We start from the raw sequence: 12,619 nt of genomic DNA, 5'->3' as shown, positions 1-12,619 counted from the left end.
TAACAGTCGCGACCGCAGCCCGCTCCGCCGTGCTATATTATTTTCCGCTTAACATTTCTACTGTACCGCCCAATTGGTCGGTACCCAAAGCCGGTCCAATGACAATTTCCGCTATTGAAGCCGCGCCCTACTGCCTCTGGATGACCGGACTTTCCGGCGCTGGCAAGAGCACGCTGGCGCAGGCGCTCTTTGCCGAGTTGCAGCAACGCGGCACGCGCGCCTTCGTCCTCGACGGCGACCATTTGCGCCAGGGACTTTGTGCCGATCTCGGTTTTTCCGCCGCCGACCGGCATGAGAACATTCGCCGCGCCGGCGCAGTCGCCCGCTTGATGTTCGACGCCGGGCTGGTTGTCATCTGTGCGTTTGTCTCGCCGTTCGCGGCCGATCGCGATCGGGTCCGCCGCTTGTTTCCCGCCGGCCGCTTCGTCGAAGTCTACCTCTCCACGCCGCTGGCAACCTGCGCCGCCCGCGACCCCAAAGGCTTGTACGCGCGCGCGGCCCGCGATGCGACGCTTGGCCTGACCGGTGTGCAGGCGCCGTATGAACCGCCGGCGGAACCCGAGCTCACGCTCGATACCAGCATGCTCAGCGTACCCGCATCGCTCAGCGCATTACTGGCACTCTCCTCCTGCACCGGCCTTGGACCGCAGCAGGCAGGATCGCGCGCCCCGCCGGCCTGGGCCGATCAACTTCAATAGCACTGAGGAAAATGCAGAAATATCACTTTATCTCCGGCCTGCCGCGCGCTGGCTCTACCTTGCTGGCGGCGATCCTGCGGCAGAACCCGCGCTTCCATGCGGGCATGACCAGCCCGGTCGGCGCCCTCGTCAGGAACATGCTGAACCAGTTGGGCGCAGGCAGCGAATTCGGCCCGGTGGTCACCACCGGACAGCGCCGCCGTCTGGCGCGTGGGCTATTCGACAGCTACTACGCGGACCTGACCGACAAGGATATCGTTTTCGATACCAACCGCATGTGGTGCGCGCAAATGCCCGCCCTGATGGATATGTTCCCCGGCGCCAAGGTGATCGCCTGCGTACGCAATGTGGCGTGGGTGATGGACAGCATCGAGCGGCGCTACCGCGCCAACCCGTTCGAGATCACCCGGCTGTTTAACGACGACGTCGAACGCAACACCGTGTACAGCCGCGTGGACACGCTGGCCCAGCGCAACCGCCTGGTGGGCTATCCGTGGACCGCGCTCAAGGAAGCCTTCTACGGCGACCATGCATCCTCGCTGCTGCTGGTCGACTACGAACTGCTGGCGCAGGCGCCGCAGCAGGTGCTGCCACTGGTGTACCAGTTCCTGGGCGAGCCCGTTTTCGAGCATGACTTCGAGCAGGTGCACTACGACGCTCCCGAGTTTGACGAGGCGCTGGGCCTGCACGGCCTGCACAAGGTCCGCCCGCGCGTCGGCATCGAGAGGCGCGAAACGATCCTGCCGCCGGACCTGTTTGCCCAGTACAGCAAGCTATCGTTCTGGCAAGACCAAAGCAACAGCCGGGCGGGCGTGATCACCGCCCGCCCGCCTGCACCGGAACCAGCAGTACCAAAGTAACGCACTGACAAGGAATCCCATGACCCAGCCTTCCGCCTCCACCGCCACCGCGCGCGCCGTCGTCTTTGTCGACAGCCGCATCCAGGATTCGGACGTACTGCTGCAAAAGCTGTCGCCCGGCGCGCAAGTGGTCTACCTGCGCGCCGGCGAGGATGGCCTCGCGCAGATGGCTGCGGCACTGGGCGAGCACGGCGGGGTGGACGCTGTGCATATCCTCGCGCATGGCGCAGAAGGCCAGCTATGGCTGGGAACCACCTTCCTCGCCCCGGATACCCTGGCCGCGCAGGCCGATGCACTGGCTGCGCTCGGGCGCGGCGTGGCAGCCGATGGCGACATCCTGGTCTATGCCTGCAACCTGGCCGGCGGCGACGCCGGCGCGGCGTTTGTCGCCCGCCTCGCCGACCTGACCGGTGCGGACATTGCGGCCAGCAGCAACGGCACCGGCGCCGGCACCGACTGGAAGCTCGAAATTGCCACTGGCGCGGTCGAGGACGGCACGCCGTTCGATTCGGCGGCTTTGCAACAGTATGCGCACAGCCTTGCAACGCTGACGGTTACCACCGGGCTCGACGTCGGCGCCGATGCGACGCTTGGCGCCAGCCTTGCAGCCGACACCAGCGACGGCGGCGGGCTGTCGCTGCGCGAAGCACTGAACTGGGCAGCAGTGAACGACACGATCACGTTCAATGCGGGGATGACGGTCCAGCTCAACTCAGCCCTTACGCTCGGCAAAAACGTCAGCATCGATGGGGACCTGGACAACAACGGCGTTGCCGAGGTGACGCTGGACGGACAATACAAGTCGCGGGTGATTAACGTGACTGGTGGCACCACCGCGACCCTTGATGGCCTGGTAATCACCCATGGCCTGGCGGCTGGCAATGGCGGCAACGGCGGCGACGACGCCCTGGTCGCGATGGGAGGCGGCATTTACAACGCCGGCACGCTCACGCTTAACAACGTCAGGGTCGCCGAGAACGCGGCCTCCGGGGGCGGCGGCGGCGGCGGTGTGACGCCCCAGTATGCCGGCGGCGGTGGCGGTGGCGGCGGCGCTACCGGGACCGGCATCGGCGGCCGCGGCGGCGACACCCTCAATGCAAGCGGCTCGCTCGGTTCGACCGGCGCGGGCGGCGCCGGTGGCGGCTTCTTGAACATCGGAGGGCGCGGAGGCACCAGCACCGGCGGCGCAGGCGGCGCCGCTTACCCCGGCTACAGTACCGGCAGCGCCGGCGGTACGGCCAATGCAGGCACCATCTCGATTGGCGGTGGTGGCGGCGGCGACGGCTACAACGACATCGGCGGAGCCGGCGGCGGGGCAGTGGGCGGGATTTACAACAATACCGGCGCGATCCTCAAGATCATCGGCACCTCGGTCATTTCCAACAATGCCGGCGCCGGTGGCGGCGGCGGCGGCGGCGGCGCCGGAGGCGGCTACACCCAGGCAGGGGGCGCCGGCGGTGTCGGTGTCGGGGCCATCTGGAACAAGGGTTCGGTTCTGATCACGGCCGGCAATTTCGCAGCCATGACGGGCAATGTCGGCGGGAGCGGCATCGGCGGCACGAGCGCCGGCACCGCCGGCGTTTCGCCCGCGTCAGTTGCCAATGTCTACGGCGACGGCGGTACGATCAACACCAATTATGTCGAGGCGCCGACCGCATCCATTGCGGTGGCCGACGCCGCGCTGGCGATCGGCGAAACCTCGCTGGTCACCATCACGTTCTCGGAAGCCGTGACCGGTTTCACCAATGCCGACCTGACGGTGGCCGGCGGCACGCTGGGCGCCGTCACGAGCGCCGATGGCGGGGTCACGTGGACCGCGACGCTCACGCCCGCCGCCGGCACCACCGACACGACCAACGTCATCACCCTCGACAACACCGGCATCGCGAGTACCGGCGGCACACCCGGCGTGGGCACCACCAATTCCAACAACTACGCCATCGATACGGTGCGGCCCACGGCCACCGTCGTCGTTGCCGACACCGCGCTCAAGGCCGGCGAGACCTCGCTGGTAACCATCACCTTCTCGGAAGCGGTGAGCGGGTTCAGCACGGCCGACCTGACCGTCGACAACGGCGTGCTGACTGGCTTGAACTCGCTTGACGGCGGCATTACCTGGACCGCCACGCTGACCCCGGCGGCGGCCGTGGCCGACACGAGCAATGTCATCACGCTCAACAACGCCACGGTCAGCGACCTGGCCGGCAACGCCGGCAGCGCCAGCACCGGCTCGAACAACTACGCAATCGACACTGCGCGGCCGACCGCAAGCATCGTGGTGGCTGACAACGCGCTGTCGGCCGGCGAGACCTCGCTCGTCACCATCACCTTCTCCGAAGCCGTGAGTGGCTTTAGCAACAGCGACCTGACAGTTGCCAATGGCACCCTCAGCGCGGTCAGCAGCGCCGATGGCGGGGTCACCTGGACCGCAACCCTTACCCCGACGGCCAGCACGGTCGACGCCAGCAATATTATTTCACTGAACAACACCGGTGTCAGCGACGCGGCAGGCAATGCCGGCACTGGCACCACCGATTCGAACAACTACGCCGTCGACACCAACGCGCCGACCGCCACCGTGGTCGTTGCCGACACCGCGCTTGCCGTCGGCGAGACGTCGCTGGTGACCATTACCTTCTCGGAATCCGTGTCGGGCTTCGACAATGCCGACCTGGCAGTCGCCAACGGCACGCTCGGCGCGGTCAGCAGCGCCGACGGCGGCATCACCTGGACCGCGACCTTCACGCCGACAGCCGGCGTGACCGACGCCAGCAACGTGATGACGCTGGCCAACAGCGGCGTGCAAAACCTGGCCGGCAACCCTGGCGTTGGCAGCACCAGCTCGAACAACTACGCCATCGATACCGCGCGGCCGACCGCTGCGATCGTGGTGGCGGACACGGCGCTGATGGCCGGTGAGAGCTCGCTGGTGACGTTTACCTTCTCGGAAGCCGTGAGCGGTTTCACCACGGCCGACCTGGTTGTCGGGAACGGCGCGGTGACTGGGCTGGGCTCGCTTGACGGCGGCATCACGTGGACCGGCACGCTCACGCCTGACGCCGCCGTGAGCGACGCCACCAACCTCGTCTCCCTGGCCAATACCGGCGTGTCCGATGCGGCCGGCAATACCGGCAGCGGCACCACCGATTCCGCCAACTTCAGCGTCAGCACAGTGCGGCCGACTGTCGCCGTCGCGCTGGCCGACAGCGCGCTGGCCGCAGGCGAGACAACGGACGTGACCTTCACGTTCTCGGAAGCGGTTAGCGGTTTCGACAATGCCGACATCGCCGTCGCCAATGGCACCCTCGGTACGGTCGCCACGGCCGACGGCGGCGTGACCTGGACGGCGACGCTGACGCCATCGGCGGGCGTGGCCGACGCCAGCAACGCCATCAGCGTCACCAACACCGGCTACACGAACGCGGCCGGCAATACCGGCAGCGGAACCACCAGTTCGGCCAACTACACGGTCAGTACCGTGCGCCCCACGGTGGCGGTCGCGCTGTCGGACAACGCGCTGAAAGCGGGGGAAACGGCAACTGTCACCTTTACCTTCTCGGAGGCGGTGTCCGGTTTCGACAATAGCGACATTACGGTGGCCAACGGCGCCTTGGGTCCTGTTTCATCGAGCGACGGCGGCGTCACCTGGAGCGCCGTGTTCACGCCGGCGGCGGACCTGACCGACGCGAGCAATGTGATCAGCGTGTCGGCTGCGGGCGTCATGAACGCGGCCGGCAATGCCGGGACGGGCCAATCCGATTCGGCCAACTACGCCATCGACACCGATCGGCCCGACGCCACGGTAGCACTGTCCGACAGTGCCCTGGCGGCGGGCGAGACCGCATTGCTGACGATCACCTTCGACCAGGCGGTGAGCGGTTTCTCCGGCGCCAGCATCACCGTCGCGAACGGCAGCCTGTCGGGCCTGGCCTCGCTTGACGGCGGCATCACCTGGACCGCCACCCTGACACCGTCGGCCGCCACTGCCGACGCCAGCAACGTCGTCAGCGTCAACATGGCCGGCTTGTCGGATGCGTCCGGCAACAGCGGTTCTGGCCTTGCCAGCAGCGCCAATTACACGGTGGACACCGTGCGGCCGGGCGCCACCGTGGTGGTGGCCGACAACGCGCTGCTGGCCGGCGAAACCTCGCCGGTGACGATCACCTTTTCGCAGGCCGTTACCGGACTGGGGCTTGCCGATTTCAGCGTGGCCAACGGCACCCTGTCGAACCTGGCCAGCGCCGACGGCGGCGTGACATGGACCGCGACCCTCGCGCCAACTGACGGCGTCGACGATACCAGCAACGTAATCACCCTCGACAACACGGCGTACGCCAGCGCCGCCGGCAGTACCGGAACCGGCACCACCAGCTCGAACAATTACGCGCTGGCCACTGCTCGCCCAAGCGCCAGCATTGTCGTCAGCGATGCTGTGCTCGGCATCGGCGCCACGACCACGGTCACGATCACGTTCTCGGAAGCGGTTTCCGGTTTCACCAATGACGACCTGAGCGTGGGCTCGGGCAGCCTGTCGCCGGTCAGCTCGACCGATGGCGGCGTCACCTGGGTGGCAACGCTGACGCCGAGCGCCGCTGTGTCTAGCAGCGGCAACGTCATCACACTCAACAATACCGGGGTGCAGGACGCATCTGGCAACACCGGCGCCGCCACCACCTCCTCGAACGCCTATACGGTCAACACACGCGTGGATCGCCCGCCCCCGGTGCCGGACGACACGGTTGACGGGGTGCCGGTGTTCAGCGACGTCGTCACCGATCCCGAGACCGGCATCGTCGGCACCATTGTGACTGTCCCATTCGTTCCGGTGGGACGCAGCGACGATCCGTCCACGCCGAACCGCGGCCTGGCCGATATTCCGCTCGGCATCGAGACGCCAGCAGGCAGCCCACAGGTCGACCTGGTGGTGAGCCTGCCGGCCGGGGCCGGCCTGCGCGCCGAAGGTCCGAACTCCTTGCTGTCAAACGCACAGGCATTGGTCGACCTGATCAACCGCATCGAGGACAAGACCGCCGCTGGCTCGGCGGTGCAGCAGGAACTGGCGGGGCAAGGCGCCGATTTCCTGGGCACGCTCGGCAGCGCTGTCGTGCTGGAAACCAAAACCCTGGTGCCCACGGTGTCGCCCGGCGCGACGCTGGGGCAGCCGATCGTGATCACCGGCAGTTCGGCCACGCCCGCTCCCGGCACCCAGAACGCCACCGCCATCGCGCTGGTGATCGACGCCAGCGGCTTGCCCGCGAATGCCGTCCTGCAACTGGACAATGTGGACTTCGCCGCGATCATCGGCGCCGCCACCCTGCGTGGCGGCAGCGGCGAAAACTTCGTCATCGGCGACGGCGCCGCCCAGAACATCTTCCTCGGCGCCGATGACGACCAGCTGTATGGCGGCGGCGGAAACGACATTGTGGGCAGCGCCGGCGGCAACGACCTGCTTGACGGTGGCTCGGGTAACGACACCGTCGTCGGCGGCATCGGCAACGACAGTGTGGCCGGCGGCAGCGGCCATGACCTGCTGCAGGGCGGACGCAGCGCCCAGGGTGGATGGCAATTCTTTGTCGACGCCACCGGCCACATCAACGCGCGCCACGAGACGGCGTTGTTCGCCCCGGGCAGCAGCGAACTGGTCACCGTGGCCGAACTCAACCATGATGCCTCCGGGCTCGGTTTCCTGGACGCGCCCGCGCAGCGCCTGGCCGACCTCGGTCTGCTGTACCGCAGTGTGTTCGGCCGCGCGCCCGACCTCGGCGGGCTCGAATTCTGGTCCGGCTCTGACGCGACCATGGCCGAAATCGCCAGCGCATTCGGCAGGTCGGCCGAGTGGGCCGCTGCCGGTTACGACCAGCTCAGCGATGCCGGCTTCGTCAGCCAGCTCTACCAGCACGTATTGGGCCGCGCCACCGACGCAGGCGGCGCCGCCTTCTGGGTCGACAAACTGGCCGGCAGCGGCGCGGCCGCGCCACTCAGCCGCTCCGAGGTAGTGCTGGCGATCGCATTGAGCGATGAGCACAAGGCGGCCTCGGGCACCGTGGACGGCATTGCGATCGGCGTTGCCACCAACACGTCGGAAACCGACTGGTTCGCCGGTAGCGGCGACGACCTCCTCGAAGGCGGGCTGGGTAATGACGTCCTGGTGGGAGGTGACGGCGTCGACACGGTCGTGTACGGCGGCGAGCTCACCGGCTACAAATTCCTGCTGACAGAAGGCGGACAGGTCCAGGTCCTCGACCGGTCCAATGGCGACCTCGACACGCTGAGCGGTATAGAAAACGGTGTCTTTGCGGGCGCGGCAGCCGACCTCGGGTTCACCCAGGCCACGTCCGCCGGGCTCCAGCAGCTGGGCTTGTTGTACCAGACGCTATTCGACCGGGCCGCGGACCTTGGCGGCATAACGTGGTGGGCCGGGCAATATAGCGACGCAAACGCAGCGGTGCTCGGCTTTATGGCCACGCCCGAGTACGCAGCGCGCTATGGCAGCGTCAGCGATACGCAACTGGTCGAAGCCCTGTACCGCAACACCGGGCTGCAGGAGAGCGACGCAGGCGGCATCGCGGCCTGGGAAAGCTATCTTGGCAGTCATACGCGGGCGGAACTGATTGCCAGCTGGGTCAGCAACGACAGCGTGATCGACGCGCAGTTCGGCAGCCAGGGATTGTGGCTGATCTAGGGCGCGCCGTGGTTTAACACAGCCTTCAGGGTTTGTCGCCCGCACTTTTGGCCGTACTCAAGTGCGCGACCCGTGGCGCGTATAGCATCAGCCATCGGAGTCCACCCTGCGGATCATCATGAGCCTTGCCGTGTTAAAGAGCCGCGCGCTGGCAGGCATGGCAGCGCCTGCAGTAAATGTTGAAGTTCACCTCGCGAAGGGATTGCCTTCATTTACCATCGTGGGTTTGCCCGATACCGAGGTGCGCGAATCCAAGGATCGCGTCCGTGCCGCGCTGCAGAATGCCGGCTTCGAAATTCCTTCGCGCCGCATCACCGTCAACCTTGCGCCGGCCGACCTGCCAAAGGAATCGGCCCGCTTCGACCTGCCGATCGCGCTTGGCATCCTGGCCGCGTCAGAGCAGATTCCCGGCGATCGCCTCGACCTTTACGAATATGCAGGCGAGCTGTCGCTGTCAGGGCAGTTGCGGCCGATACGGGGCGCCCTTGCGATGACGTTCGCGATGCACCGCCATGCATGCGGTGAGCCGCGTGCCTTCATCCTTCCGCTTGCCAACGCGGGCGAAGCCGCGCTGGTGCCGAATGCGCATATTTATCCCGCGCAATCGCTGCTTGAGGTATGCGCACACTTCAGCGCCCGCAGCGAGGAAAGTTCGCTGCAGCGGCACCATCCTCAGCCGCCCTCCGAACCCCTGGCAGGCCACGCGGACTTCGCCGATGTTAAGGGCCAGCTGCATGCCAAGCGCGCCTTGGAGGTAGCCGCCGCGGGGCGCCATAGCGCGCTGCTGGTGGGGCCGCCCGGCGCAGGCAAAACCATGCTGGCGTCGCGCTTTGCCAGCTTGCTCCCGCCGATGAGCGATGACGAGGCGCTGGAAAGCGCCGCAGTTCACTCGCTGGCCGGCGGCTTCTCGCCGGCACAGTGGAAGCGCAGGCCATTTCGCAGTCCGCACCACACGACGTCTGGCGTGGCCCTGGTCGGTGGCGGTTCGGTGCCGCGCCCCGGTGAAGTCTCGCTCGCACACTTCGGTGTCTTGTTCCTCGATGAGCTGCCCGAGTTTGACCGGCGCGTGCTGGAGGTATTGCGACAGCCGCTGGAGTCGGGCACGATCACCATCTCGCGCGCAGCGCGCCAGGCCGACTTCCCTGCCCGCTTCCACCTGATCGCGGCGATGAATCCCTGCCCCTGCGGCTATCTTGGCCACCCATCCAACAAGTGCCGCTGCACGACTGACGCCGTGCTGCGCTACCAGGACCGCATCTCGGGGCCGCTGCTGGACCGGATCGATATCCAGGTGGAGGTGCCGGCGATGCTGCCTTCCGCCTTGTCCGCGCAAGCCGACGGTGAGCCGAGCGCCGTTATCGCGCAACGCGTCCTGCGCGCGTTCGAACGCCAGCTGGAGCGGCAGGGAAAAGCCAACGAAGGCTTGAGCACGCGCGAGGTGGACCAGCATTGCAGGCTCGATCGGCCCGGCGCCGAGATCCTCCGCACCGCGATGCTGCGCCTTCACTGGTCGGCGCGCGCCTACCACCGGGTGCTGAAGGTGGCGCGCACCATCGCAGACCTGGCCGGCGAGCAGCAGGTTGGCGCAGCCCACGTGGCGGAGGCGATCCAGTTCCGCCGCGGCTTGCGCGAGCTGTAGCGACGGCCATTCTGCTACCATGGCAGGATGCGACATTCACTCATTTCCTCCCTCGTTCTTCCTGTACTGACGGCGCTCATGCTGGCCGGCTGCAGCCCCGCTTACAACTGGCGCGACTACAACAGCCCGGACGCGCCGTACCAGGCGATGTTCCCGGACAAGCCGGTAACGCATAAGCGCAGCATCAATCTCGATGGCCTGGTCGTGGATATGACGATGACCGCGGCGAATATCGACGGCACCGTGTTCGCGATCGGCAGCGCACAAGCGCCTGATGCGGCAAAGGCACAGGCTGCGGTGGCGGCGATGCGTACCGCGATGGTCAGGAACATCGGCGCCACCGTCACCCGCGAAGAAAAAAAGGACTCGGCCATCAACATCGATGCGAAGGGCGTGCAGAACGGCGCGCCGATGCGCCTTGTAGGCCACTTCGAAGCGCGCGGCACCCGTTTCTACCAGGTCATCGTGATGGGCAAGGAGAAGAACGTGCCGCAGGACGAAGTCGATATGTTCATGTCTTCGTTTAAGCCCAACTGACGTGGGCGCGACGACCGGCACTTTGCGCGGCGTGCTCGCCGCACGGGTTTTCCTGTGCTTTGCACTGGGCTACCTGCTGTCGTATGGCCTACGCTCGATCAACGCTGTCATCGCACCAGCCCTGATGGACGAAATGGCGCTGTCGAATGCCGACATGGGCCTGCTGTCTTCAGCCTATTTCGTCGCTTTCGGCTCGCTCCAGCTGCCGCTGGGGATCTGGCTCGACAAATACGGACCGCGCCGGACGGAATCCGCGCTACTGATCATCGCTGCAATCGGCGCGGTCGTATTCGCCACCAGCGAGTCGCTGGCTGGCCTGTGGATCGGACGCGCGCTCATCGGCATCGGCGTGTCCGCCTGCCTGATGGCGGCGTTCACGGCCTATCGCCAGTGGTTCGCGCCAGAGCAGCAAAGCCAGCTTGCGAGCTGGATGCTGGTCGCCGGTACCGCTGGCGCATTAACCGCGACTGTCCCTGTTACGCTGGCCCTGCCCCTCATCGGGTGGCGCGGCATTTTCTGGGTCGTGGCGGTGCTGTTATTGCTGGTGTCGGCGGCGATCTTCCTCTCCCTGCGCGGGGTCGAGCGGCGCTTCGCACAGGCTGCGTCCGGCGCGTCCGCGGCAAAGGCCGGCGACGGCGGCTACGGCCGCATTTTCGGTAGCGCGTATTTCCGCCGCATGGCCCCGCTGGGCATGTTCAACCAGGGGATCTTCGTCGCGTTGCAAACCTTGTGGGCCGGCCCGTGGATGACGACAGTGCTCGGCAAAACCCAGCAGCAGGCCAGCGAGATCCTGTTCATGCTGAACCTGCTGCTGATGACGGGCTACCTTGCGCTGGGCTGGGCCGCACCGAGGCTGGTCGCGCGTGGCGTGGATGCGCATCGCCTGATCGCTTTCGGCATCAGCGGCATGGTGCTGGCCCAGGTAGCGATGTTGCTCAACCAGTCTGAACACGCCTGGCTCCTGTGGCTGATGCTGGCCATGTGCGTGCCGGTGACGACACTGGTGCAATCGCACCTGGCGCTGTCCTTCCCCGCCGCGCTGGCGGGTCGCGCCAACTCGGCGTACAACCTGATGCTGTTTGTCGGCGCTTTCGCCACGCAATGGGGTTTTGGCGTGGTGGTGGACGCGCTCAAGACCAGCGGGCTGAGCGCAGTTGATGCCTTCCGGGCCACATTGGCAATCGCCGTGGCAGTGCAGGCGGCATCGCTCGCGTATTTCGTCACCAGCCGGGCCAAAGCGCACGATTGAGGCCCATGGCGCATGTGCGCGGCGTGACCACAGGCCCAGTTCGTGTTATCGTTTCGTCATCAACCGCACTATCGGAAAACTCCCATGTTAATCACATTTCACTCAAAAGCCGCAGCCGACGTCATGATGTACAAGGAGCACGCCAAGCGTATCCTCGACCTGCTGCAAAAAGATAGCGACAAGGGGATCATCACCGCCGCCGAGGCGCCCACGGCAGTTGATATCCTGGAAAAGGAAATTGCGGAAAGCCGCATGCACCCGACTTCCGAACAGGTCAAGCGCGATGTCGACGCCCACCACGGCGAGCAGGGAGACGACCCGGAACATGAGGAAATGGAAGTGGTGTCGTTCGCGACGCGTGCGTATCCATTGCTCGACATGCTGCGCGAGGCGCGCAAAGGCGGCTACGACGTAGTCTGGGGCGTTTAGCGCGACCACGATCGCCGCGAACAGTAGGGCGGATAAGACCTAAGGCCGCATCCGCCGAACGTGTAAATTGTGGCGATGATGTATGTTCTAGCGTTCGGAGGATGTGGCTTTGCCTTATCCGCCCGACGATTTGCTGATCTCTTAGACGAAAAAAAACCCCGGTTTGCACTTAGCGCGATCTTGAGCGCGCTAAGGCTTACCGGGGGTTTTTCACTATAACTAGCCTGACGATAACCTACTTTCACACTGGTTGCAGCACTATCATCGGCGCAAAGTCGTTTCACGGTCCTGTTCGGGATGGGAAGGGGTGGGACCGACTTGCTATGGTCATCAGGCATAACTTGTACGAGCAACTGTTCCCAACGGGGCAACAGCGCTCTGAATCTGGAAGAAGTAGTTTTATATCAAAATCAGTTTTGAAGTCTTGCAGACCTATAACTACTAATGTTATAGGGACAAGCCGTACGGGCAATTAGTATCAGTTAGCTTAATGCATTACTGCACTTCCACACCTGACCTATCAAC

Annotated in this window: 7 protein-coding genes and 2 rRNA genes; 7 read left to right on the top strand and 2 right to left on the bottom strand. The window is 65.6% G+C overall.

Going from position 1 to position 12,619, the window contains the following annotated elements:
• Positions 1-98 precede the first annotated feature (98 nt).
• The 7 genes from cysC (at position 99) to LMJ30_RS04015 (ending at position 12,094) form a co-directional block, all read left to right on the top strand.
• A complete protein-coding gene (cysC, locus tag LMJ30_RS04055; RefSeq protein ID WP_229431066.1) occupies positions 99-698 on the top strand; it encodes an adenylyl-sulfate kinase in 600 nt (199 codons plus the stop codon).
• Positions 699-709: 11 nt separating this feature from the next.
• A complete protein-coding gene (locus LMJ30_RS04050; protein WP_229431065.1) occupies positions 710-1,558 on the top strand; it encodes a sulfotransferase in 849 nt (282 codons plus the stop codon).
• A gap of 19 nt (positions 1,559-1,577) precedes the next feature.
• A complete protein-coding gene (locus tag LMJ30_RS04035) occupies positions 1,578-8,240 on the top strand; it encodes an Ig-like domain-containing protein (protein WP_267869544.1) in 6,663 nt (2,220 codons plus the stop codon).
• Between the two features lie 118 nt (positions 8,241-8,358).
• Complete coding sequence (locus LMJ30_RS04030) at positions 8,359-9,879, top strand: YifB family Mg chelatase-like AAA ATPase (RefSeq protein ID WP_229431064.1); 1,521 nt, start codon at positions 8,359-8,361, stop codon at positions 9,877-9,879.
• A 27-nt stretch (positions 9,880-9,906) separates the two neighbouring features.
• The gene (locus LMJ30_RS04025; protein ID WP_229431063.1) at positions 9,907-10,416 is read left to right on the top strand and encodes a hypothetical protein; all 510 of its coding nucleotides are present in this window, start codon (positions 9,907-9,909) and stop codon (positions 10,414-10,416) included.
• A 1-nt stretch (position 10,417) separates the two neighbouring features.
• Complete coding sequence (locus LMJ30_RS04020; protein ID WP_229431062.1) at positions 10,418-11,665, top strand: MFS transporter; 1,248 nt, start codon at positions 10,418-10,420, stop codon at positions 11,663-11,665.
• Between the two features lie 84 nt (positions 11,666-11,749).
• Positions 11,750-12,094: a DUF1840 domain-containing protein gene (locus LMJ30_RS04015; RefSeq protein WP_229431061.1), complete on the top strand. Its 345-nt coding sequence runs from the start codon at positions 11,750-11,752 to the stop codon at positions 12,092-12,094.
• A gap of 222 nt (positions 12,095-12,316) precedes the next feature.
• On the opposite strand, the gene rrf is transcribed toward LMJ30_RS04015, so the two are convergent.
• Positions 12,317-12,429: ribosomal RNA gene (rrf, locus tag LMJ30_RS04010) — 5S ribosomal RNA — on the bottom strand.
• Positions 12,430-12,545: 116 nt separating this feature from the next.
• Positions 12,546-12,619 (bottom strand): 23S ribosomal RNA (locus LMJ30_RS04005); the annotation flags it as partial.

The sequence above is a fragment of the Massilia agrisoli genome (assembly GCF_020831365.1).
Taxonomy (GTDB): domain Bacteria; phylum Pseudomonadota; class Gammaproteobacteria; order Burkholderiales; family Burkholderiaceae_D; genus Telluria_A; species Telluria_A agrisoli.
This window is presented reverse-complemented; position numbering and strand designations above follow the sequence as displayed.

Coding starts and splice junctions, on each gene's coding strand:
- cysC (WP_229431066.1), top strand. CDS start 99: ATGACAATTTCCGCTATTGAAGCCGCGCCCTACTGCCTCTGGATGACC.
- LMJ30_RS04050 (WP_229431065.1), top strand. CDS start 710: ATGCAGAAATATCACTTTATCTCCGGCCTGCCGCGCGCTGGCTCTACC.
- LMJ30_RS04035 (WP_267869544.1), top strand. CDS start 1,578: ATGACCCAGCCTTCCGCCTCCACCGCCACCGCGCGCGCCGTCGTCTTT.
- LMJ30_RS04030 (WP_229431064.1), top strand. CDS start 8,359: ATGAGCCTTGCCGTGTTAAAGAGCCGCGCGCTGGCAGGCATGGCAGCG.
- LMJ30_RS04025 (WP_229431063.1), top strand. CDS start 9,907: ATGCGACATTCACTCATTTCCTCCCTCGTTCTTCCTGTACTGACGGCG.
- LMJ30_RS04015 (WP_229431061.1), top strand. CDS start 11,750: ATGTTAATCACATTTCACTCAAAAGCCGCAGCCGACGTCATGATGTAC.